Genomic DNA, 22,516 nt, shown 5'->3' with positions numbered 1-22,516 from the left:
GCGGTCTTTATTTTAACAGTGATTCGATTTTGTCGACGATACGTCCGGCTACTTCGCTCTTCGGCATCAGGGGCAGCGGCTCGCGGCCGTTGCGGTCGATGAAGGTCACCTTGTTGGTGTCGCCGCGAAATCCCGCGCCGGCGTCGCGCAGCGAGTTGAGGACGATGAAATCGAAGTTCTTTCGCGCGAGCTTTGCCTCGGCGTTGGCCTGTTCGTCGTGTGTTTCGAGGGCAAAGCCGACCAGCAGGCGGCCGCCTTTGGCGGCTCCCAGCTCTGCGGCGATGTCGCGCGTACGGCGCAGGGTGATGTGCATTTCGCCCTCGCCCTTCTTGAGCTTGGTCTGCGAAACCGCGTCGGGCGTATAGTCCGCCACGGCGGCGCACATGACAGCGCCGTCGGCGCCGTCGAAAGCCCCGGTCGCGGCGTCGTACATCTCGGCGGCAGAGAGCACGTCCACGCGCTCCACGCCCGGAGGTGTCGGCAGCGACGTGCGCCCCGTGACGAGGGTCACCTGCGCACCGCGCGCGGCCAGCGCTCCGGCGATGGCGTAGCCCATTTTGCCCGACGAGTGGTTCGAGATGAACCGCACGGGGTCGATGGCTTCGATCGTGGCGCCTGCCGTTACGACGAAGCGTTTACCGGACAGGTGCTTTTTTTTTTCGGGGTTTTCCGCGGCGAGGAGGGTGCCGACATAAGCGGCGATTTCCGCAGGTTCGGCCATGCGTCCCTTGCCCGTGAGCCCGCTGGCGAGCTCCCCTTCGGCGGGTTCGGCGATCCGCACGCCGTGTCCGGCCAGCCGGCGCAGGTTCTCCTGGGTCGTGGGGTGGGCGTACATGTCCAGATCCATGGCGGGGGCGACGACCACCGGGCAGCGGGCCGAGAGGTAGGTCGTCAGCAGCAGGTTGTCGGCGATGCCGCATGCCATTTTGGCCAGCGTATTGGCCGTGGCGGGGGCGATCAGGTAGCAGTCTGCCCACTCGCCGAGCGAGACATGGGAATTCCAGGCCCCGTTCTCGGGGTCGAAGAACTCCACGAGGATCGGGTTCCTGGAGAGCGTGGCCATCGTCAGCGGGGTGATGAACTGCTTGGCCAGCGGGGTCATCACGACACGCACCTCGGCGCCCGCCGTCCTCAATAAACGACAGAGCACAGCCGCCTTGTAGGCCGCTATGCTTCCCGTGATGCCCAGCAGTATGTGCCGTCCGGCCAATCCTTCGGCCGGACAGGCAGTGCCTGCGCCGGGGCCCTGTATGCCACCTCCCTGCAAATTCATGGCGGTATCGTTAGGACTCCTTGGCCTCTTTGTTCTCTTTGTAGAAGAGTTCGCCGTCGAGGAACTCCTCGGTAGCGATGATCGCGGGCTTGGGCAGGCGTTCGTAGTAGCGCGAGATTTCGATCTGCTCGCGGTTCTCGAAGGTCTCCTCCATGGTGTCCGTCGGCGAAGAGAAGTCGGCGAGCTTGCGGCTGAGCTCGGTCTTCAGTTCGGTCGAGATCTGGTTGGCACGGCGGGCGATGATGTTCACCGTTTCGTAGATGTTGCCCGTTTCCTTGTCCAGATCCACCAGCTTGCGCGTGATGGTGTTGTTGGGGATGTTCTTCTTGATTTCCATTGTTATATGTTGTTGTCTTTGTCTTCGTCCTTCTTGTTGCGGTCGAGGTAGTCCCGTGCGTGCTTGGCCATGCGGTCGACCTCCTTGGTGTATTTCGATTCGGGGAACTCCTCCTTGAACGAGAGGTAGGAGTCGAGCATCGAGAGATAGCGGTCAGTCTGCTTGTTTGCGACCGAGTTGTTGGCGAAGCGGTAGCTGGCGTCCACGATCATGTACATGATCTCCTCGCGGTGGTTGCTGTCCGGGAATTGTTTGAGCGCATTCTTCAGCGATACGATGGCCGATTTGTAGCGGCCTATCTTATAGTAGGTGTATGCGTTCAGGTAGGACTTGTCGTGCAGGCGCTGCGTCAGTTCGCCGTTGATCTGCTTGAAATCCTCGACGCGGTCGCTGTGAGGGTAGCGCGACATGAACTCGTTGATGGCGATCAGTGCCTGCCCGGTCATCGTCTGGTCGCGCGAGGGGCCGGGCGAGAGGTAGTAGAAGCAGAGTGCGTACATGCCTTCGGCGTCTTCGATGAAGGCGCTGCGGCCGAACTTGCGGCGGAAATCGTCGAACAGGGCCGAGGCGGTGTCATAGTCGCGGTTCTTGAACTTGCAGCGGGCGTTGAAGAACGAGACGCTGTCTTCGCGCGGCGTGCCGATGTAGTAGTGCTGGACGCCCTCGAAGAGCGTCGAGGCACGCGACCACTTCTCTTTCTGGTAGTACTCCAGCGCCTTGCTGTAAATCAGTTCGGGTTGTCCGCTTTTGAGCAGGGAGTTGATGCCTGCGCATCCGCTAAATGCGGTGACCAGAATCACCCCGCACACGGCGTATAAAAAAGTCTGCTTCATTGATAAATCTTTTACGGCGCTTTATCGCGCAAAGTTACGCATAAATTAACGATTTCCAAAAAAAATTATTGTGCGTAACAATAAGGTGCCGCGCCGTATTTCCCGCTCTCGCCCGGGCGGGAGGCCCGCGGGCCTCCCGGGATGCCGCACGGCGGCATCCGAATCCGTGGCCGGAGGTGCTTCCGGCGCCGGTGGCGGACGGAGGGGAGCCTCTGCCCGGCGGTGGGGTCAGACAGGCGGCGAGAGGGAAAAATTACGGAAATCAGGGGAACGGCGCGCCGGGCCCGGTGCGGAAATGCCGATCCGCGGCTTGCGCTACATCAGGGGCGAGACCAGCCGCAGCGCGTCGCCCAATGTGCGCCGCCACGCCGCGGGCCGCCATGTTTCCCGCGCGATCCGGCGGCACGAGGCCAGGTCGTCGTCGTAGGTGGCCGAGAGTGCCCGCACGACGCTCCGGTCGCGGATGAAAGCCGTGACTTCGAGGTTGTCCAGCAGGCTGCGGTAATCCATGTTCGCCGTGCCGACCGAGGCGGTGTCCTCGTCGACGATCAGCAGCTTGGCGTGCAGGAAGCCGTTGTCGTAGCGGTAGAGTTCGACCCCGGCGTCGAGCAGGTCGCCGATGTAGGAGTCGGAAATCAGGTCGGTGAACGGCGAGTCGCTGCACGAGGGGATCATCACCTGTACCCGCACCCCGCCGCGCGCTGCCAGCCGGAGCGCGTCGAGCAACATGGCAGGGGGCAGGAAATAGGGCGAGGAGATGCGTATGGTGCGGTGCGCCCGGACGATGGCCGAGGCAAAGGCGTCGGCGATGGTCAGCCGCGAGGGCCCCTCCTCGGCCCAGGCCAGCTGGATCGGCAGCCGCCGCCGGATGCCGTGCGGGGCGATGTAGCGGCGGCTGTCGAGGTATTCGCCGCGTACACGCGCCCAGTCGGCGATGAAGAGCCGTTGCAGGTCGGCCACGGCGTCGCCCTCCACGCGCAGGTGTTCGTCGCGCCATTTGCCCATGTAATCCCCGTCGAGGTAGTATTTGGCGATGTTTATGCCGCCCAGGTAGGCGACCTTGCCGTCGGTGACCACTATCTTGCGGTGGTTGCGGTGCGTGACGCGCGTGGTGAACCACGGGAAGCGAACTGGTTCGAAAGCCGCAGTCTCGACCCCCGCGTCGTGCATGCGGCGCAGTGTCTTGCGGCTCAGGCGCCACGAGCCGACGGCATCGTAGATCACCCGCACCTCGAGCCCCGCGCGGGCTTTGCGGATCAGTATTTCGGCGATGGTGTGCCCGATGCGGTCGTCGCGGATGATGTAGTACTCCATGTGGATCGAGCGCGTGGCCCGTTGCAGCGAGGCGATCAGTGCCGTGAAGGCGTTGTTGCCGTTGTGGAGCAGCCCGACGCGGTTGTACCGGGTGGGGCGTGTGCCGCATCCGTGGGCGATGATCTGTTCGAGGTGGTCGCCGCGGCAGGCGGGGCAATCCGCCGCGGGGCCGTTGCGGCGGTAGCCGGCCAGTATGTAGAGCAGCGTGCCGGCGACGGGCAGCAGCAGGATCAGCGCCAGCCAGGTCGCTGCCGAGGCGGGGACGCGTTGCTGGCGCGTGACGACGGGGACGGCCATGAGCGCCCAGGCTAAGTGGAGCAGGAGTACGATATACATATCCCGCGCGAGGCGCATACTCCGTGCCATGCGCCGCGAAAAAAGATTTGGAAATTAGAAAATAACTTTTTATCTTTGCTGTATACAATGGAAACAGGGTTCTGGCCTTCACCGGTCAGGATTCTTATTTTTTTACGTTGTTTGTTTTACAGGGTTCCCCCGCTGCAAAGGGGAATACAGGAGGATTTTGGATGTGGGACGGGCATCTGCGGATGCCTAATGTGAGTTCGACGGGCCCCATGTTCGGAATCTTTCGCAGCGTTATGAAATTCAAGTGCGTCGGACTCGTTTAATATTATGGCAAAAGAGATTATTTATCTGACAGCGGAGGGTTACAAAAAACTCAAGGATGAGCTCGACCACATGCGTTCCGTCGAGCGTCCGGCGATATCGGCGGCTATTGCCGAAGCGCGCGACAAGGGTGACCTTTCGGAGAACGCGGAGTACGACGCCGCCCGTGAGGCGCAGGGTCTGCTGGAGATGCGTATCGCCAAGCTGGAGGATTCGCTCGCTAATGCCCGCGTGATCGACGAGTCGAAGATCGACAAGAGCAAGGTGCAGATACTGAGCAAGGTGTCGCTGCTGAACCACAACACCAAGAAAGAGGTGGCCTACACGATCGTCGCCGAGCACGAGGCGAACCTGCGCGAAGGCAAGCTGGCGATCGGTACGCCCATCGCCAAGGCATTGCTGGGGCACAAGAAAGGCGACCGCGTCGACGTGGAGGTGCCTGCCGGGACGATCCATTTCGAGATCCTCGACATCAGCATCTGAGGCGCCCGATCCGCAGGGTGGCGGCGCCCATCGTCCGCCTCCCGGCATCCGGGTACGTGGACACGACATATATCCCCATTTTAGGGTATTTTTGCAGGGCCGTTTTGAACGGCCCTTTTTTATTGCTATCTTTGGCTCGGAAAGATGATACGCTACGCACCCAAAAGACTCTATGCGGCTTTGCTGCTGTTGGTTCTGCTCGCGGCCTACGCGGGGCAGAAGGTGCATATCTACAACGAAGACCATGCGCATTTCTCCGCGCACTGCGGCGATCTGGTGCCCGACAACGGTGCCCATACGATCATCGTCGACAGGTGTATCATCGACGATTTCTATTTCTTCCCCTACCTCGACATCGCGCCGACCGTGCACTCGTTCTATGCAGAGATGCTGGCCGTGCTGCTGCCCGAGGCAACCCGCTGCAAACTCTATGAGCAGGCGTCGGGCATTTCGCTGCGTGCGCCCCCTGTCGCGTAACCGGCGATCCCCTCCATTTTCCTGATTCATATTCCGGGTGCATGCAGCCCGGCCCATACTATTTATTATCTGACAAGCAATGAAAAAATATATTTTGCTGGCACTCGTCATGTGCCGGTGTGTACTGGTACTTGGTGTCGAGGCGCCGAAGAAAAGTACCGACGCCAATATCTTCGGCCATGTGGTCGACCGCGACACGCATGAACATATTCCCTATGCGACCATCGCCGTGACGGGCACGGCATTCGGCACCACGACCGACGCTTCGGGGCATTATTTCCTGAAAAACCTGCCCGAGGGCGCGCTGACGCTCGAAGTCCGCGCGTTGGGTTATGCCTCGCAGACGCAGCAGGTGACACTCAGGCGCGGGCAGACGGCCGAACTGAATTTCGAGGTGGTGCAGAGCGGCATTTCGATGGACGAGGTGGTCGTATCGGCCAGCCGTTCCGCCCGGCTGCGCCGGGAGGCGCCTGCGCTGGTGAGCGTGCTGGACGCCGGGTTGTTCGAGAAGACCAATGCCTCGTGCCTGGCACAGGGGCTGTCGTTCCAGCCCGGCGTGCGTGTCGAGGACGACTGCCAGAACTGCGGCTTCACGCAGGTGCGCATCAACGGCCTCGACGGCCATTATTCGCAGATCCTGGTCGATTCGCACCCGGTATTCTCGGCCCTGACGGGCGTATACGGCCTGGAACAGATCCCGGCCAACATGATCGAGCGGGTCGAGGTGCTGCGCGGCGGCGGCTCGGCGCTGTTCGGGTCGTCGGCCATCGGCGGCACGATCAACGTCATTACGAAGGAGCCTTCGCGCAATTCGGCGCAGATGTCGCATACGCTCACTTCGATCGGCGGCAGCAATTCCTATGACAACAATACGATGCTCAATGCTTCGCTCGTCACCGAGAGCGGCCGGGCGGGGCTTTGCGTCTTCGGCCAGAGCCGCCACCGTTCGGGCTACGACCACGACGGCGACGGCTTCACCGAAGTGCCCGTCATCAACAGCCAGTCGATGGGCATGCGTACGTTCTTCCGTACGGGCGCCTATTCGCGCATCACGGCGCAGTACCACCATATCAACGAATTCCGCCGCGGGGGCGACATGCTCGACCGGCCGCCCCACGAGGCGCTGATCGCCGAGCAGATCGACCATTCGATCGACGGGGGCAGCCTTTCGTTCGACATCTCGTCGCCCGACCGCCGCAACCGCTTCAATGCCTATGCCTCGTTTCAGAATACGGCGCGCAAGAGCTACTACGGCAGCAAACAGGATCCCGATGCCTACGGGACGACGCACGACCTGACCGTAGCGGCGGGGATGCAGTATATCCACGAGTTCAGGAAGCTGCTGTTCATGCCCTCGGAACTGACTTTCGGTACGGAGTACAGTTACGACGACCTGGGCGACCGTTCGATCGGCTATGATATCCACACCGACCAGACGGTGCATATCGTGGGTGCCTATCTGCAGAACGAGTGGAAGACCAGGAAGTGGTCGCTGCTTGTCGGCGGCCGCCTCGACAAGCACAACCTCGTAGACCATGTGATTTTCAGCCCGCGCGTCAACGTGCGTTTCAACCCGTCGGAAGCGGTGAACCTGCGCGTGAGCTACGCCGGGGGCTACCGGGCCCCGCAGGCGTTCGATGAGGACATGCACATCGCCATCGTGGGCGGTAAGCGGGTGCGCATCCGGCTGGCGGATGACCTGAGGGAGGAGCGCTCGCACAGCGTGAGCCTCTCGGCCGATCTTTACCATACGTTCGGGAAGGTGCAGACCAACCTGCTGGTCGAGGGTTTCTATACGATCCTCGACGACGTGTTCGCCCTGCGCGACATGGACGATGCGGCCGACGGCGGTAAGGTCAAGGAACGCTACAACGGTTCGGGGGCCACGGTGCGCGGCTTCAATGTCGAGGGGCGCGCGGCCTTTACCCGCTGGTTCGAGTTGCAGGCGGGCGTGACGCTTCAGCAGAGCCGTTACAAGGAGCCCGAATTCTGGAGCGAGGACGCAGAGGTGCCGCCTGTGCGCCGGATGTTCCGCACGCCCGATGCCTACGGCTATTTCACCGCGTCGTTCAAACCGGTGCGGAATTTCACGGCCGACCTGTCGGGAACCTGCACCGGGTCGATGCTGGTGCAGCACATGGCCGGGTCGGGCGTCGCGCAGGACGTGGCCGTCTCGACCCCGTCGTTCTTCGACATGAATATTCGCCTGTCGTACGACGTGCGTATCTACAAGGAGATAACCATGCAGCTCTATGGCGGTGTGCAGAACCTGTTCAACGCCTACCAGAAGGATTTCGACAAGGGCGTAGACCGCGATTCGGGCTACATTTACGGCCCGTCGCTGCCCCGCAGCTGGTTCGTCGGTGCGAAGTTCAGTTTCTGATCCGCAAAGAGGGATGCCCCAAAGGAGGCCGTCCGGCGTCCCGAAGGGAATACGAAAAAGCGCATGCAGCTATGCTGCATGCGCTTTTTCGCGGCTCCCGATCCCGGATAAAAAAACGTCCCGGATTCCGGGACGTTTTTCGTATCTGTCGCAGCGCGGAATTAAATCGCCTTGATCTCGTGGAGCACGTTGTTGGTCTTGCGGACGGCGTCGGCCGAAGCTGCGAATTTCTCGGCCTCTTCTTTCGAAAGGTCGATCTTCACGATCTTCTCGATGCCCTTGCGGCCGATGATCGCCGGTACGCCGATGCAGATGTCCGACTGTCCGTATTCGCCTTCGAGGTAGCACGAACAGGGAACCATTTTCTTCTGGTCGTTGAGGATCGCCTCGACCATCATGGCCGAAGCGGCTCCCGGAGCGTACCAGGCCGACGTGCCGATGAGTTTGGTCAGCGTTGCGCCACCCACCATCGTGTTGGCTACGGCCTCATCGAGTTTTTTCTTCGATGCGAACTGCGAAACGGGTACACCGTTGACGGTGGCCTTCGAGACGAGCGGAATCATCGTCGTGTCGCCGTGGCCGCCGATGACCATGCCGTCGACGTTGTTGATGTTGGCGCCCGTAGCCTTGGCCAGGTAGCACTTGAAACGCGACGAGTCGAGTGCGCCGCCCATGCCGATGATGCGGTTCTTCGGAAGGCCCGACGCCTTGAGCGCCAGATAGGTCAGCGTATCCATCGGGTTGGCGACCACGATGATGATGGCGCGGGGCGAATATTTCACCACGTTCTCGATCACGCCCTTCATGATGTTGGCGTTGGTGCCTATCAGCTCCTCGCGCGTCATGCCCGGCTTGCGGGGAATACCCGAGGTGATGACTACCACGTCCGAATTGGCGGTCTGCTTATAGTCGTTGGTGACGCCCACGAGCTTGGTGTCGAAATCCATCAGCGTCGAGCACTGGTACATGTCCAGCATCTTGCCTTCCGAAAGACCTTCCTTGATGTCGATCAGGACGACTTCGCTCGCAACTTCGCGGCAAGCCATCACATTTGCGCAGGTTGCGCCAACGGCACCTGCACCTACTACTGTAACTTTAGACATAGCTTTTTATTTTTTGTGTTTAGCCTATCAGCTTTTCGTAATCCGCGGCGCTCAGCAGTGCGTCGTACTCGGCCGGGTCGGACATCCTGACCTTGACGAGCCAGCCTTCGCCGTATGCGTCCTTGTTGACGATGGCGGGGTCGGCGTCCACGGCGTCGTTGAATTCGAGGATCTCGCCGCCGATGGGCAGGAATGCGTCGCTCACGGTTTTTACGGCTTCGATCGAGCCGAATACTTCGCCCGCGGCGAGGGTTTCGCCTACGGTCGGCACGTCTACGAAGACGATGTCGCCCAATTGGCTCTGTGCGAAGTCGGTGATGCCGATTACGGCCGTGTCGCCCTCGACGCGGCACCACTCGTGGTCGTTCGAGTATTTCAGATTTGCGGGTACGTTCATGGTGTGGTTATCGTTTAAAATTCAAATGCGGTTTTTTCATTGCAAATATAACTGTTATTTCCGTAACAGCAAGGATTTATGTTATATTTTTAACTCAATAACCGTAAGGGTATCCGAAGTTTTTGGGATGTCGTAAATATTTGTTAATTTTAAAACAACTTACGTCACGACGGAAACCCTGAAACCACAACCTGTGAAAAAACGATCCTATTTGATTGCCGCAGGATGTACTGTTGTCCTGTATGCCCTTTCGGCCTGTTCCGATCATGCGGCGAATGATACCGCGCAGGCCGGAAATCCGGAAACTATGTCCGTGGCCGAGGCACGCCGCTATTTCGAGCGTGTTGCGGCACCGACCAGAGCCGGGAGTGAAGAGGGGACGCTGACGCTCGGGACTTATATGCCCGACTGGTCGCTGGCGACGGTCTCGGCCGGGGAAGTGCTTTCCAGTACCGATGTGCCTGTCCGGGGCGAGTTCCGCTATTTTCGTTATCGGATCGACGAGTACGGCGAACCGCGTTTTACCCCGATCTACCACAAACTGGTCGTCGTAAAGGATTCCCGCAGCGGTGTCATGAGCAGCTATCTGCGTTTTTATGTTCCCGATCCGGACTATGCCGCGGGGCGCACGGCCGACGACTACGACAGGCTGCTCAACAGCGGCTCCAAGGGGGATTTCACCGGGCTGGCGGTTTACACCTCGCTCGACGGATTTCCGGTTCATGCGGTTCGTTATGCCGGAGGAGCATGCCAGGCTGAAGCGTTCCTTTACGATAAGTCGCGGACACAGGCGGAAAATACTGCCCGCCTGGGCGAAATGCTGGATGGCCTGAGTGTCGTGTGCAGCCGGGAAACAGCGGTGACACGTGCGGAGGCGGAGTCAGAGAAAAGCGAGCCGGTTGACGGCGGCGGTATAGAGGCGGTTGTGGTTTCTGCCAAGCGCCCTGTAAACCATATCAAATATGAGCGTTCGGATACGGATCCCGTCAAGCCTACCGAAGAGGATCGGGGCCCTTCGGGCAGCGGTGGCGGCGGTGGCGGTGCCTCCTCTAATCCGGGAAGTCCGGCCAACACCCGTTATCGGGAAAATGAAAATATAATGCTTGCTTCCGACAGCAGGGAAAAACTGGAACCGTTGCTGGATTCGTTGCGCCAGGATTGCATGGCCGGGAAGATTATCGGTTCGATCCGGGGGAATGTAACGATCCGCACCGGTTTTTTCGGAAGTTCGGTGATGATCCCGACTGCCTATACTTTCGAAGGCGGTACCGTATGGGACGATTTCGAGATCAGGATGGGGTCTCGGCTCGACGATATCACTTTGCTCGAAGAGCTTTTCCATACGCACCAATGTTCGGGCAAAACCCCCGAAGAGTACAGGGGCATGCGGCTCAATAACGAGATCGAGGCCAAACTGTGCTGGTATATGTATCGGTTGAAAATCGGGAATATGAACGGAGTCAGTAAATATATCAGTGAAGGCGAGGGGCGACGGATATTTGGAACTTTGAGTAAATATATTATGGCCGGAAATATAAAAAGTGATAATTTTCGAGAAGAATATCGGAATGCCGCGTCCTTGCTAAGGAGTATGAGCCGTTCATACGCGGATGTTACGCTATATCCTTTTTCCGAGGATGCTGTGAACGTCGATGTTTTAATGAAAATGATGGAGGATTGTCCGGAATATAAAAATGAATAGCATATGAAAAGAGTGTTTAGCATCATTATTATTTTGGGGCTTGGATCAACTGTTTCCGCTCAGGATTACTATACGGGCCGGGATCGTATTACTGCAGACGGGATTACATTTTTGGCTTCTGTCTACCAGGGCGTAATTCTATCTTTGGCCAATATAACCAATACCCGGGAAAATGCACCGGAAGTTTATAAGGATGGCAGCCCTATCGAACCGGAATTCGAAGAATACGCCGTTGCGAATACGATCCCCGGATGTGTGGAAAAGGCTTTTACAGAGACTTTTACGCGGGAGGAGTATGAACTGTTGCGAACAGATGCAGAAGCCGTTCTTACAATAGGTTATGTCATTTCACCAGCGGGTGTTACGGAAGAAGTTTCGTTTACAATAGATTATGTTCCTTGTATGTTGGCTATTCCGCCATCCAAATTCGCATTGCTGGAAAAAAATCTCAAGCGATATGTGAAATGGGACGTTAATCTTTTCGGCCGGAAATTGCAGTTTATGCATGGGATGAGTTTTGTCAACTTTTCGAAGATACGCCTTCAATATCCGTCATCGGAACCTGAAATTCCGGACTTGACGGTGCCGACAGGGCCCCGCAATCCCGGGGATGAAGCGTTGAAACCTGCTCCGTGGAATTGACGTTGCCTGTTCGAGCGTGCGGCCCTCCGGGAGTTTTGCGATCGATTCTAATGATTATGGCAATTCAGCTTTTCCCGGCGATCACGAATTCGATCTCCCGGAAGAGGTATGCGTGCCGCGTGCCGTCGGCGTGGCGCAGGATCAACTCGCCCGAGGGGCGTACGCCTTCGAGGACGGCCTCGACGAGCGTGCCGTCGGGGCGGCGGTAAGGGTGTGTTTCGCCCAGCCGGTACATGCGCTTCCGGTACTCTTCCTGCAAGGCTGCCTTTTCGCCCCGTACGAGCTGGTCGTAGCGGCCCATGCAGCAGGCATGGAAGGATTCGAGCACCTCGCGGCGGTCGAACGTGCGGCCGCTAGCGACCGCCATCGACACGGGGTTGGGCAGTGCGGGGTCGAACGCACGCTGGTTGACGTTGATGCCGATGCCCGCGATCGTCCGCGCGAGGGTCGGGCCCGAATAGCTGTGTTCGATGAGGATGCCGACCAGTTTTTTGTCGCCGACATAGATGTCGTTCGTCCATTTGATGCGGGCGTCGATGCCGAAGGCGGCGAAGGTGTCCGTAAGCGCCAGCGTGACGGCTTCGGAGAGCAGGAACTGTTCGCCGACGGGCAGGAACACGGGTTCGAGCACCAGCGTGAAGGTGAGGTTCTCGCCTTCGGGGCTCGTCCACGAATGCCCCCGCTGCCCGCGCCCGGCGGTCTGCCGTTCGGCCCAGACGATGTCGCCGTGGCGGTATTCCGGCCGCTTGGCGTCGTCGTTGGTCGAGGTGGTTTCTGCGATGCGGTAAATCATGTTATTGCTTGAAAAGTTCTCCGAGGGTTTCTGCGAGCGCCTTGCCCCGCAGTTCGCGGGCGACGACTTCGCCCGTCGAACAGTCGATCAGGTAGTTGGTCGGGAATTTGGTGACGGAGTAGAGGTCGCAGACACGCCTGTCGGCGTCCGTCAGGTTAATCCACGCCATCCCGTCTTCGGCGATGGCTTTTTTCCATGCCCCGGCGTCTTTGTCCGTCGACAGCCCGACGACTTCGAATCCCTTGTCGTGATAGGCCTCGTAGGCAGTCCTGATATGCGGCATCTCGCTGCGGCAGGGCACGCAGTCGGCGAACCAGAAGTCGAGCAGGAGGTAGCGGCTGCGTTTCATGACCTGGCTTAACGTGACCGGGTTGCCTCCGGCGTCGTTCGCCGTGAAATCCACGTATCGGGCGAGTTCCCGCGACCGGAGCACGCGCTCGATATGTTCGAGGGGGCGTTTCATCAGCCGGCAGGTGCGCAGGTGAGGCGGGAAGAGGCTGACGATCGAATCGACCCGGGCCCGCGAAATGTCCTTGTCGTAATGGATAACGCCGTCGACCATCGCCACTCCGAAGATATTGTCGGTGTTGGCCGCGAGGTTGCGCGCCGAGGAGCCGATCAGGCTGTCGAGCAGCGCGGCGCGGTAGGCCTGGTCGTGGTCTTCGAAATTGTAGGCATGCAGCGCCCGGTTCACGAATCGCAGGTGCGCCCCGAAAGCGTCGTTGGCCGGGGTGCCGGAGGGATAGTACTCGATTTTGTCGTGGTTGCTGGACTCCTCGGCATTCAGGCGTCCCTCGATGCGGATATTGCCCGGCTCGATATAGAGCACCGCGGCGGTTTGTCCGTTTTTACGCACGAGGGCGGCTGCCGTCGGTTCGTCGTAGCGCCCCTTGTAACGGAACGAGCCGTCCGGGGCGGGAAGCACGGCGAGCGTGTCTTTCGTGACGGATTCGACCAGTGCGACCGAGTCGTTCAGCCCCTCGATATGTCCCGTAAGGGTATAGCGGAAGCCTGTCGGGCGGCATCCGGACAGCAGTGCCGAGGCAGTCAGCAGGAACAGTGTCTTTTTCATGGAGGGGCGGTTCGCAGACCGGGGGTTATACCGATACGCCGAAGTCGCGCAGGGCGTCGTTGAGCGAGGTTTTCTTGTCGGTGGACTCCTTGCGCTGGCCGATGATCAGCGCGCAGGTGATGCTGTATTCGCCCGCAGGGAACTGTTTGCGGTAGCTGCCCGGGACGACCACCGAACGCGGCGGCACGTAACCCTTGTAGGTGACGGGCTCCGGCCCCGTGACGTCGATGATGTGCGTCGAGCCGGTGATGACGGTGTTCGAGCCGAGCACCGCCTCGCGGCAGACATGCGCCCCCTCGACCACGATCGAACGCGAGCCGATGAAGCAGTTGTCCTCGATGATGACCGGGGCGGCCTGCACGGGTTCCAGTACGCCGCCGATGCCCACGCCGCCCGATAGGTGGACGTGCCTGCCGATCTGGGCGCAGGAGCCTACCGTGGCCCACGTGTCGACCATCGTGCCCGTGTCGACATAGGCGCCGATGTTGACGTACGACGGCATGAGGATCGCACCCGGGGCGATGTAGGCGCCGTAGCGCGCCACGGCGTGCGGTACGACGCGCACGCCCAGCTCCTCGTAGCCGTGCTTGACCTCCATCTTGTCGTACCACTCCAGTTCCCCGGCCTGCATCTTGCGCATGGGCTGGATCGGGAAATAGAGGATGACGGCCTTTTTGACCCACTCGTTGACTTTCCATTCGCTTTTGGCCGGGTCGACGGGCTCCGCCGTGCGCAGTTGTCCTTTGTCCACCAGTTCCACCACCTGCCGCACGGCCTGCCGTACGGGTTCTTCGCTGAGCAGTTCCCGGTTTTCCCAGGCCTGTTCGATTATCTTTTTGAGTTCGCTGTACATGATTTTCGGTTGTTTTTGCAAGCCAAAGTTACGCAAAAACTTCGGTTTCCCGGCTTGTAGGGTGAAAAATAACCCTTTTGTAGGCCGGTAAGGGGAAAAATGCGTGTGGTTTCTTATTTTTTCCTAACTTTGCCACGATATTCACCCAAACTCCGGAATGCTATGATGAAATTGACACGCAAGGCCGTGGCCCTGGCGGGCGCTGCGGCGATGATGGCAAGTTGCAACCACATGAAGCAGATAAAACACATGCCCTACCCCGAGACGCAGCGCACCGACGTGGCGGACGACTATTTCGGGACGAAGGTCGCCGACCCCTACCGTTGGCTGGAAGACGACAATTCGGAGGCGACGGCGGCATGGGTCAAGGCCCAGAATGCCGTGACGCAGGATTACCTGTCGCAGATTCCGTTCCGCGACGCGATCCGCGGGCGGCTGACCCAGTTGTGGAATTACCCCAAGGAGGGCATCCCGGCCAAACACGGCGATGCGTGGTACTATTTCTACAACGACGGGCTGCGGAACCAGTCGGTGCTCTACCGTACGACGGCTCCCGGTGCGGAGGGCGAGGTGTTCCTCGATCCCAATACGCTCTCGGACGACGGGACGGTGGCGCTTTCGTCGGTGGCTTTTTCCAAGGACGGGAAATACTGCGCCTGCGCGGTGGCCGAATCCGGCTCGGACTGGGTGGAGATTCGTGTGATGAACACCGCCGACCGCACGTTCACGACCGATAAGATCAACTGGGTCAAGTTCTCCGGCGCCGAGTGGGCGCCCGATTCCAAAGGTTTCTATTACAGCGCTTACGACGCTCCTGAAAAAGGAGTGTTCTCTTCGCAGAACCAGTTCCAGAAAGTCTATTACCACCGCCTCGGTACGCCGCAGTCGGCTGACAAGCTGATTTATAAGGATGCCGAACATCCGCTGCGTTACTTCTCGGCATGGCCCTCGAAGGACGGCAAATGGCTCTTCATCTCCGCTTCGGAGGGTACGTCGGGAACCGAGATACTTTATAAGAAAGTTTCCGAGCCGAAATTCCGCACGCTGCTGCCGGGCTTCGAGGCCGATTACGCGCTCGTCGAGTGCCGTGACGACCAGCTCTATTACATAACGAACAAGGACGCGTCGAACTATGCGCTGATGAAGGTCGACCTGAACGCCCCTTCGGGCGTAACGGCGGTCATTCCGGAAAATGAAAAGAGCCTGCTCGAAAATGTGACCGCCGCCGGGGGATACTTCTTCGCCTCTTATTTGCAGGATGCGCAGAGCAAGGTCGTTCAGTACGGCTTCGACGGCCGGCCGGTGCGCGATGTCGCACTGCCGGGCATCTGCACCGCCTCGGGGTTCAAAGGCGAGGACGAGGCTGCCGAAATCTATTATTCGGTGTCCGGATACACGGCTCCCGCCACGATTTACAGGTACGATGTCGCCTCGGGCGAATCGACGCTGTTCAAGGCCCCGGAAGTGAATTTCGATCCCGCGCTGTTCACCACCGAGCAGGTGTTCTACACCTCGAAGGACGGCACGAAGGTGCCGATGTTCATCACACACCGCAAGGATCTGAAGCTCGACGGCAAGAATCCGTGCTACCTCTATGCCTACGGCGGGTTCCAGATCAACCGCACGCCCGGTTTCCGTCCCTCGGCCATCATGTTTGTCGAGCAGGGCGGCGTCTTCTGCGAAGCGAACCTGCGCGGCGGCTCGGAGTACGGCGAGGCCTGGCACAAGGCCGGGATGCTGGAGAACAAACAGAACGTCTTCGATGATTTCATCGCGGCGGCCGAGTATCTGATCGCCAGCAAGTATACCTCGAAGGACAAACTCGCCATCGCGGGCGGTTCGAACGGCGGACTGCTGGTCGGCGCCTGCGAGGTGCAGCGCCCCGACCTCTATGCCGTCTGCCTGCCGGCTGTCGGTGTGATGGACATGCTGCGTTACCACAAATTCACGATCGGCTGGGGCTGGGCCGTGGAGTACGGCTCGAGCGAGAACGAGGAGCAGTTCGACTACATCTATAAGTATTCGCCCCTGCACAATATCCGCGAGGGCGTGCAGTACCCTGCGACGCTCGTGACGACCGCCGACCACGACGACCGCGTCGTCCCGGCGCACTCGTTCAAGTTCACCGCCCAGATGCAGCATTGCCAGGCGGGCGACGCCCCGATCCTGATCCGCATCGAGTCGAAGGCCGGGCACGGCGCAGGCAAACCCACTTCGAAGCGTATCGACGAGGAGGCGGACACCTATGCGTTCCTGTTCCAGAACATCGAGGTGCCTTATAAACCCGTTGCGAAGTAGTTTTCGGTATATTGCCGGCTGCCTTCACTGGCCATGGAAGGCACCGGCCGATTTTTAGTCAGGTTAGTAAAATAAGGTATAATGAAAGTCTATAAATTCGGAGGTGCGTCGGTGAGGAATGCCGACGGGGTGCGCAACCTGCGCAAGATTATCGACGATGAGCAAAACCTCTTCATCATTGTTTCGGCCATGGGCAAAACGACCAATGCGCTCGAAAAGGTGTTCGAAGGGGTGCAGAAGGGCGACAAGGATCTTTCGCTGGAGCATGTCGCGGCACTGCGCGAGTACCATGCCGGGATCATCGGCGACCTGTGGCACGGCCCCAAGCGGCTGGAGAAGGTCGATGCCCTGTTCGACGAACTGGAGCGCGTGGCTGTCGGTACGGTCTACAAGCCCGCCGATGCCGAACTGTGGTACGATACGATTGTGGCGTTCGGCGAGCTGGTGTCGACGACCATCATTTCGGAATACCTCAATTATGCCGGGGTGGCGAACCGCTGGATCGACATGCGCCGCTGCTTCCTCACGGAACAGCGCCACAAGGATGCGGGGGTCGACCTCGAGGCTTCGGAGCCGCTGCTGAAAAACGCACTGGCCGAGTGCGTCGAGAACATCTTCATCGGGCAGGGCTTTATCGGCGGGGCACCCGACGGGACGACCACGACGCTCGGCCGCGAAGGCTCGGACTACTCGGCGGCCGTGGTGGCGAACATCCTCGACGCCGAGTCGATGTCGGTGTGGAAGGATGTGGACGGCGTGCTGAATGCCGACCCCAAGATTTTCCCTGACGCCGAGCAGATTGCCGAGCTGAACTACCTCGATACCATCGAACTGGCATACAGCGGCGCGCAGATCATCCATCCCAAGACGATCAAGCCGCTGCAGAACAAGAATATCCCGCTCTACGTGCGTCCCTTCGGCGACAAACGCAAGCCGGGCACCGTGATCCGCGGCATGTCGGCGCCGGTCGTCGTGCCGATCCTTATCCTCAAGAAAGACCAGGTGCTGCTCACGATCCGCTCCCGCGATTTTTCGTTCGTGCTGGAGGAGAAGTTCGCCACGATCTTCTCGCTGCTGGAGCGGTTCCGCATCAAGACCAACCTGATCCACAACTCGGCCGTGAACCTGAGCCTGTGCGTCGATAACTCGTGGCATATCGACGAGGCGATCGAGGCGTTGCGCGAGGCGGGCTTCGACGTGATGAAGGCCGAGAACATGGAGTTGCTGACCGTGCGCGGCTATACCGACGAACTGTGGCGCAAATACGCCCGCGGCCCGCAGGTGTTCGTGCGGCAGGCGACGCAGTCCACCGTGCGCGTGGTGCGCAAGCGCAGTTAGCGGCGGGATCGGACGGGGATCGGCGGATGCGCCGTGCCTGTATAAAACCGGAAGCGGCCCCGCGGGGCCGCTTCCGGTTCGCTATTTTATTTCGGAGCCTTGCCGCATGTTGCGCAGCACCGTCCAGGTCGAATCGTCGCGGATCGCGCCGCTGCGTTTCATGTTCCAGATCGTGCGGGCGATGTATTTTTCGATGTCGCGCTGGAGGCGTTTGTAGAGCGGGCATTTGGTGTAGTTCTCGTTGTCGAGCAGTACGTCGCGGATCGAACGCAGCGAGTTGGTGTAGTTCGCCATCTCGTTCTTGAGCGCCACGCCCTGTTTCTTCGAAGCCGTGATCTTGGCGATCGACATCGCCCGCAGCTTCTCGCACACGGAGTTCAGCAGGATCATCACCACGTTGTCCATCAGCGTGTGCCCGTGCATGAACAGGTAGGCGTTCTCGGGTGTCAGGCCGCGCCCCCTGAGCTGCTCCTCGAACTCCTTCATCGGTTCGATCATCTTCGGGTTGCGCCTGCGGAGCATCTCCTCGCGTTTGGCCACGTTGCGCCGGAGCCATTCGAGCGTTTTTTCGCCGTTGTCCGCCAGGTCGAGGTAGCCGATGCGCACCGCTGACTTGAAGTCGATGAGCGGAAAGACGTTCTCCGAGGAGAGTTGCGCCGAGTAGGCGTACCAGAGGAACAGCGGGTAGATCGTGCAGGAATATTCATGCATGAAACGCACGAAATCGAAGATGCGGGTATCGTTCTTGGTGGCCTTGACGCAGATGTTGTGCAGCGAAGGGGCGTAGCAGAGGAAGTTCTCGGTGGCGTAGGCGTAGGTGTGGAACATGTAGCGGGCGTTGTTGACCTCGCGCGACTGCTCCGTACGGTCGGCGAACAGGAAGTCGAAATCCGAGTCGACGCACAGGATCAGTTCGTCCGACGAGCGGGGGATCATGCCCATCAGCACCTTCTTGCCCTTGGGCAGGTCGGCGCGGTTGGGAACCGAGATTTCGAAACGCATGTAGGGGTTCTGGAAGTGGTCGAAGATGCCGCGCCAGAAAGCCACGTCCTCGTAGCCTTCGACATAAACCCTCACGAGCCGCTGGTCGGGGTTGGCCGGCAGCGGTTTGGGCAGCTCTTCGAGCGTGGCCGGGCGCGTGAACGGGTTTAATTTGCGCAGTTTTTCGCGGAACTTTTTCGCCATACGTCAACAAAGGTAATATTTTATTATTTTTGCACAAAATAAGACGTCCTAAAAGGACGTTCGATTCCTACTATTCGAACAATATGGCAGACAACGATTGGAAAGCGAGGCTCGGGATGGTCTACTCGACCAACCCTGATTTTCAATATGACACCGGCACGGCCGAAGGGCCCGCGACATTGCCCCCGGCGCAGCAGGATCTGCGCGTGTGGCTCGACCGCAAGCAACGCGGGGGCAAGGTCGTGACGCTCGTCAGGGGATTTGTCGGGTGCGACGCCGACCTGCAGGAGCTGGCTCGCCTGCTGAAAACCCGGTGCGGAGTCGGTGGCACGGCCAAGGACGGGGAGATCATCATCCAGGGCGACCACCGCGACCGCGTTGTGGAGATCCTCGCCAAGGGCGGCTACCGCTGTAAAAAAGCCGGCTCCTGAGATGCGCAGGCTGCTGTATACCGCACTGTTCCTGTGCGCCCTGGGCGTCGCGCCGAAAGCCCGGGCGCAATATTACACGTGGGGTTCCGACCCCGCGGGGCTGAAGTGGAGCACGATCCGCACGCCCGACGTGCGGATGATCTATCCCGATACCGTGTCGGGCGTGGCACGCCGCACGCTGTTTTACATCCGCACCGTGCAGCCCGACATCTCGTACGGGTTCCGCCACGGCCCCATGCGCATCCCCTTCGTCATGCACCCCGAGAATTTCCAGTCGAACGGGCTGGTGATGTACCTGCCCAAGCGTGTGGAGTTCCTCACTTCGCCGGCCATCGACGGCTATTCCATGCCGTGGTACAAGCAGCTCGTGGCGCACGAATACCGCCATGCGGTGCAGTATAACAACCTGAACCGCGGCGTGATACGCGCCCTGAGCTATATCCTCGGGCAGCAGGGCTCGACTATCGGCCTGTTGTGCATGCCGATATGGGCGATGGAGGGCGATGCCGTGATGTCGGAGACCGCCATGTCGTCGTTCGGCCGCGGGTTGCAGCCTTCGTTCTCGATGGGCTACCGTGCCATGGGGCGTGTGGGGCGCGATTACAAGGGGCGCCGCGACCGCCGCAATATCGACAAGTGGTTCTGCGGATCCTACCGCGACTACATCCCCGACCATTACGAACTGGGATACCAGATATGTTCTTATGCCTATGCGCGTTACGACGAGAACGTGTGGGACAGGGTGGCGTGGTTCGGTTCGCGCAACCCCTATATGCTGGCCACGACCCGCATCGCGCTCGAAAAATATTACGGCACGAATGTCCGTGAGCTTTTCCGCGAGACCTTCGACGCGTTGGAACGTCATTGGGATTCGCTGCCCCGAACCGGGGACAGCGCCGCGCCGCTCGTGGCGATGCCCGAAGGAAACTACACGACCTACCAGTGGCCGCTGCCGCTCAGCGACACGACGGTGCTGGTGCTCAAGACCGATTACGACCGTCCGTCGCGTTTCGTGCGGCTCGACACCCGTACCGGTGCCGAGGAGCCGGTGTGTTATACGGGGCTGGTCTCGACCCGCCCTGCGATGTACGGCGGGCGCGTATGGTGGACGGAGTACCGCCGTTCGAAGCTCTTCGAGCAGCGGGTCAACTCCCAGCTTTGCTACATGGATCTGGAGCGGGGGACGGCACGTACTTTCGTCGGGCGGCGCAATGCGCTCTATCCGACGCCGGCACCCGGGGAACTGGCCTGGGTCGAGTATAATCCCGACGGGACTTATACGGTCGTGGTGCAGCGCGACGGGCAGCCCGAGCGGCGTTTCGGCACGCCCCGCCATACCGAGATACACGGGCTGGCGTGGGACGACGTGACGCTGGCCTACTATGTCATCGTGACCGACGACGCGGGCATGTGGCTCGGACGGATCGACGACGAAGGGGTGTTCCCCCTCACCGAGGGGGCTTATATCACACTGAGCAACCTCAGGGCGGGCGGCGGAAAGCTCTATTACGGCTCGATCGCCTCGGGCAGGGACGAAGCACACTGCTACGATCTGATGGCCCGCCGCGAATACCGCATCACCACGTCGGCCTTCGGTTCGTTTTCCCCGGCGCCGTGGCACGACGCCGCGGACGGCGAAGGGGTGTTGCTGACCACGTATGACCGCAGGGGGTACCGCGTCGCCGCACAGCGGGTCGCGGACAGTACGCTGATCCCGGTCGCCCCCTCGAAGCTGCCGCTCAACGTCGTGAACCCCGAACGCAAGCGCTGGGACGTGGTGAACCTCGACACGGTGCGGTTCACCGGGGCCGATTCGCTGCGTCAGAGCGGTACGTTCCGCGCCAGGCGCTACCGCAAGGTGCCCAACCTGGTGAACGTACACAGCTGGATGCCCGTGGCGTTCAATCCCTTCGATGCCGTGGACGAGCATAATATCAACCTCAATCTGGGCGTTACGCTCCTGTCGCAGAACCTGCTGTCGAATACCGAGGCTTATGCCTCCTACGGCTGGAACCGCAACGAAGGGTCGCTCTTCAACCTCGGCGTGCGTTACTTCGGGCTGGGCGTGCACCTCGACCTGGACGCATCGTACGGCGGCAACCAGCTTTTCTATTCGCTGGTGTCGTACGATCCGCAGACGGGCGATCCCATTTACCAGAAGCGTCCCAGTCCCGACAAATACTACTCCATAGGGCTCGCCGCGACGCTGCCGCTCTATTTTCAGCGGGGGTACCACACCCGCCAACTGTCGGTGTCTGCCGGCTGGAACTATTCGAACGGCATGGTCGCCAACCTCGACAAGATCGAATGGGATCGCGGGCAGATCTCCAATATCCAACGCATCGGCTTCCGCAAGGGACTGCACAAACTCTCGTTCGGGCTCGGTTATTCCGACCAGGTGCGCATGGCGCACCGCGACATTGCGCCCCGGTGGGGTTATACGCTCAGCACGCTGTATACGTTCAACCCCGCGAACGTGCATTTCAGCGACCTGATCTCGTTCTTCGGTCAGGCCTACCTGCCCGGCCTGGCCGCCCACAACTCGCTGAAGGTGGCGGCCACCTACCAGACTTCGGTCGGCGGGTACAAGTTCCCTGCGGGCTATGCGCCCCTGAGCTACAAGTCGACGCGGCTCATCCCGCGCGGCTTCTCGTCGGCGGACATCGTATCGAACAATTATACGGCCGTGTCGCTCGACTACCAGCTGCCGGTGTGGTATCCCGAGGGCGGCATCGGGTCGGTGCTCTATTTCAAGCGTATCCGGCTCAACGCAGGCGGCGATTACGCGCAGTTCCGCCGCCCTGCGGGCAAAGGCATGGATTGGCGGCGGATATGGTCGGTCGGCGGCGACATCGTGTTCGACATCAATGCTTTCCGCCAGCCTGCGTCGGCGACGTCGACCTTCAAGCTGTCGGTCTACCATCCCAGCACCGGGGGCGTCTGGTGGGCCGCGGCCGTGGGGCTGCCGTTCTGAT

At 60.1% G+C, this 22,516-nt stretch carries 19 protein-coding genes; 9 read left to right on the top strand and 10 right to left on the bottom strand.

The features are described from left to right. Window positions 1-7 precede the first annotated feature (7 nt). The 4 genes from coaBC to cls form a co-directional block, all read right to left on the bottom strand. A complete protein-coding gene (gene coaBC, locus DW189_RS05675) occupies window positions 8-1,273 on the bottom strand; it encodes a bifunctional phosphopantothenoylcysteine decarboxylase/phosphopantothenate--cysteine ligase CoaBC (protein ID WP_055204193.1) in 1,266 nt (421 codons plus the stop codon). 10 nt (window positions 1,274-1,283) lie between these two features. Next, complete coding sequence (locus tag DW189_RS05670) at window positions 1,284-1,610, bottom strand: DNA-directed RNA polymerase subunit omega (protein ID WP_055204191.1); 327 nt, start codon at window positions 1,608-1,610, stop codon at window positions 1,284-1,286. A gap of 2 nt (window positions 1,611-1,612) precedes the next feature. Further along, window positions 1,613-2,443, bottom strand: coding sequence for an outer membrane protein assembly factor BamD (locus tag DW189_RS05665; RefSeq protein ID WP_018694646.1), 831 nt, complete (start codon window positions 2,441-2,443; stop codon window positions 1,613-1,615). Window positions 2,444-2,758: 315 nt separating this feature from the next. After that, window positions 2,759-4,123, bottom strand: a complete 1,365-nt coding sequence (gene cls / locus DW189_RS05660) for a cardiolipin synthase (protein WP_232045463.1) — start codon at window positions 4,121-4,123, stop codon at window positions 2,759-2,761. A 267-nt stretch (window positions 4,124-4,390) separates the two neighbouring features. Here cls and greA point away from each other — a divergent pair, with 267 nt between their 5' ends. From greA to DW189_RS05645, 3 genes are all read left to right on the top strand, one after another. Next, on the top strand, window positions 4,391-4,867 hold the full coding sequence (greA, locus tag DW189_RS05655; protein WP_018694648.1) for a transcription elongation factor GreA: 477 nt from the start codon (window positions 4,391-4,393) through the stop codon (window positions 4,865-4,867). A gap of 144 nt (window positions 4,868-5,011) precedes the next feature. Further along, the gene (locus DW189_RS05650; RefSeq protein ID WP_022332578.1) at window positions 5,012-5,344 is read left to right on the top strand and encodes a hypothetical protein; all 333 of its coding nucleotides are present in this window, start codon (window positions 5,012-5,014) and stop codon (window positions 5,342-5,344) included. A 79-nt stretch (window positions 5,345-5,423) separates the two neighbouring features. Beyond that, entirely contained in the window at window positions 5,424-7,727 is a 2,304-nt protein-coding gene (locus DW189_RS05645; RefSeq protein ID WP_117507150.1) for a TonB-dependent receptor, read from the top strand. 161 nt (window positions 7,728-7,888) lie between these two features. Here the strand turns inward: DW189_RS05645 and mdh are convergent, their stop codons facing one another. Together mdh and gcvH are read right to left on the bottom strand one after the other, a co-directional pair. Next, window positions 7,889-8,830, bottom strand: a complete 942-nt coding sequence (gene mdh / locus DW189_RS05640) for a malate dehydrogenase (protein WP_022332576.1) — start codon at window positions 8,828-8,830, stop codon at window positions 7,889-7,891. A gap of 19 nt (window positions 8,831-8,849) precedes the next feature. Next, complete coding sequence (gcvH, locus tag DW189_RS05635; protein WP_055204183.1) at window positions 8,850-9,227, bottom strand: glycine cleavage system protein GcvH; 378 nt, start codon at window positions 9,225-9,227, stop codon at window positions 8,850-8,852. Window positions 9,228-9,420: 193 nt separating this feature from the next. Here gcvH and DW189_RS05630 point away from each other — a divergent pair, with 193 nt between their 5' ends. Beyond that, window positions 9,421-10,929: a hypothetical protein gene (locus tag DW189_RS05630; RefSeq protein ID WP_196012338.1), complete on the top strand. Its 1,509-nt coding sequence runs from the start codon at window positions 9,421-9,423 to the stop codon at window positions 10,927-10,929. Between the two features lie 3 nt (window positions 10,930-10,932). Then, window positions 10,933-11,571: a hypothetical protein gene (locus DW189_RS05625; RefSeq protein WP_117507148.1), complete on the top strand. Its 639-nt coding sequence runs from the start codon at window positions 10,933-10,935 to the stop codon at window positions 11,569-11,571. A 64-nt stretch (window positions 11,572-11,635) separates the two neighbouring features. On the opposite strand, the gene DW189_RS05620 is transcribed toward DW189_RS05625, so the two are convergent. The 3 genes from DW189_RS05620 to DW189_RS05610 are packed head-to-tail and all read right to left on the bottom strand — an operon-like array spanning window position 11,636 to window position 14,289. After that, entirely contained in the window at window positions 11,636-12,364 is a 729-nt protein-coding gene (locus DW189_RS05620; RefSeq protein WP_032135336.1) for a biotin--[acetyl-CoA-carboxylase] ligase, read from the bottom strand. A 1-nt stretch (window position 12,365) separates the two neighbouring features. Beyond that, window positions 12,366-13,436: a TlpA disulfide reductase family protein gene (locus DW189_RS05615; protein WP_117507147.1), complete on the bottom strand. Its 1,071-nt coding sequence runs from the start codon at window positions 13,434-13,436 to the stop codon at window positions 12,366-12,368. A 25-nt stretch (window positions 13,437-13,461) separates the two neighbouring features. After that, window positions 13,462-14,289: a 2,3,4,5-tetrahydropyridine-2,6-dicarboxylate N-succinyltransferase gene (locus tag DW189_RS05610; protein WP_055204173.1), complete on the bottom strand. Its 828-nt coding sequence runs from the start codon at window positions 14,287-14,289 to the stop codon at window positions 13,462-13,464. 162 nt (window positions 14,290-14,451) lie between these two features. Between DW189_RS05610 and DW189_RS05605 the strand changes: the two genes are divergently transcribed. Together DW189_RS05605 and DW189_RS05600 are read left to right on the top strand one after the other, a co-directional pair. Then, a complete protein-coding gene (locus DW189_RS05605) occupies window positions 14,452-16,587 on the top strand; it encodes a prolyl oligopeptidase family serine peptidase (RefSeq protein ID WP_117507146.1) in 2,136 nt (711 codons plus the stop codon). A gap of 81 nt (window positions 16,588-16,668) precedes the next feature. After that, the gene (locus tag DW189_RS05600) at window positions 16,669-17,925 is read left to right on the top strand and encodes an aspartate kinase (protein WP_117507145.1); all 1,257 of its coding nucleotides are present in this window, start codon (window positions 16,669-16,671) and stop codon (window positions 17,923-17,925) included. 81 nt (window positions 17,926-18,006) lie between these two features. Here the strand turns inward: DW189_RS05600 and DW189_RS05595 are convergent, their stop codons facing one another. Further along, window positions 18,007-19,110, bottom strand: coding sequence for a DUF4435 domain-containing protein (locus DW189_RS05595; RefSeq protein ID WP_117507144.1), 1,104 nt, complete (start codon window positions 19,108-19,110; stop codon window positions 18,007-18,009). An 83-nt stretch (window positions 19,111-19,193) separates the two neighbouring features. Between DW189_RS05595 and DW189_RS05590 the strand changes: the two genes are divergently transcribed. Continuing rightward, window positions 19,194-19,541, top strand: a complete 348-nt coding sequence (locus DW189_RS05590; RefSeq protein WP_117507143.1) for a translation initiation factor — start codon at window positions 19,194-19,196, stop codon at window positions 19,539-19,541. Window position 19,542: 1 nt separating this feature from the next. Continuing rightward, window positions 19,543-22,515, top strand: a complete 2,973-nt coding sequence (locus tag DW189_RS05585; protein ID WP_117507142.1) for a hypothetical protein — start codon at window positions 19,543-19,545, stop codon at window positions 22,513-22,515. Window position 22,516: the final 1 nt, after the last annotated feature.

Source organism: Alistipes sp. AM16-43 (assembly GCF_003435745.1).
GTDB classification, from domain to species: domain Bacteria; phylum Bacteroidota; class Bacteroidia; order Bacteroidales; family Rikenellaceae; genus Alistipes; species Alistipes onderdonkii.
Note: the sequence above shows the minus strand (reverse complement) of the source record. Positions and strands in the feature narration are given on the sequence as shown.

Bases quoted from the DNA above. Each gene is read 5' to 3' on its own strand.
- DW189_RS05620 (WP_032135336.1), bottom strand. From the start codon at position 12,364: ATGATTTACCGCATCGCAGAAACCACCTCGACCAACGACGACGCCAAG.
- DW189_RS05665 (WP_018694646.1), bottom strand. From the start codon at position 2,443: ATGAAGCAGACTTTTTTATACGCCGTGTGCGGGGTGATTCTGGTCACC.
- cls (WP_232045463.1), bottom strand. From the start codon at position 4,123: ATGGCACGGAGTATGCGCCTCGCGCGGGATATGTATATCGTACTCCTG.
- coaBC (WP_055204193.1), bottom strand. From the start codon at position 1,273: ATGAATTTGCAGGGAGGTGGCATACAGGGCCCCGGCGCAGGCACTGCC.
- gcvH (WP_055204183.1), bottom strand. From the start codon at position 9,227: ATGAACGTACCCGCAAATCTGAAATACTCGAACGACCACGAGTGGTGC.
- DW189_RS05645 (WP_117507150.1), top strand. From the start codon at position 5,424: ATGAAAAAATATATTTTGCTGGCACTCGTCATGTGCCGGTGTGTACTG.
- mdh (WP_022332576.1), bottom strand. From the start codon at position 8,830: ATGTCTAAAGTTACAGTAGTAGGTGCAGGTGCCGTTGGCGCAACCTGC.
- greA (WP_018694648.1), top strand. From the start codon at position 4,391: ATGGCAAAAGAGATTATTTATCTGACAGCGGAGGGTTACAAAAAACTC.
- DW189_RS05585 (WP_117507142.1), top strand. From the start codon at position 19,543: ATGCGCAGGCTGCTGTATACCGCACTGTTCCTGTGCGCCCTGGGCGTC.
- DW189_RS05600 (WP_117507145.1), top strand. From the start codon at position 16,669: ATGAAAGTCTATAAATTCGGAGGTGCGTCGGTGAGGAATGCCGACGGG.
- DW189_RS05590 (WP_117507143.1), top strand. From the start codon at position 19,194: ATGGCAGACAACGATTGGAAAGCGAGGCTCGGGATGGTCTACTCGACC.
- DW189_RS05625 (WP_117507148.1), top strand. From the start codon at position 10,933: ATGAAAAGAGTGTTTAGCATCATTATTATTTTGGGGCTTGGATCAACT.
- DW189_RS05605 (WP_117507146.1), top strand. From the start codon at position 14,452: ATGATGAAATTGACACGCAAGGCCGTGGCCCTGGCGGGCGCTGCGGCG.
- DW189_RS05595 (WP_117507144.1), bottom strand. From the start codon at position 19,110: ATGGCGAAAAAGTTCCGCGAAAAACTGCGCAAATTAAACCCGTTCACG.
- DW189_RS05610 (WP_055204173.1), bottom strand. From the start codon at position 14,289: ATGTACAGCGAACTCAAAAAGATAATCGAACAGGCCTGGGAAAACCGG.
- DW189_RS05670 (WP_055204191.1), bottom strand. From the start codon at position 1,610: ATGGAAATCAAGAAGAACATCCCCAACAACACCATCACGCGCAAGCTG.
- DW189_RS05615 (WP_117507147.1), bottom strand. From the start codon at position 13,436: ATGAAAAAGACACTGTTCCTGCTGACTGCCTCGGCACTGCTGTCCGGA.
- DW189_RS05650 (WP_022332578.1), top strand. From the start codon at position 5,012: ATGATACGCTACGCACCCAAAAGACTCTATGCGGCTTTGCTGCTGTTG.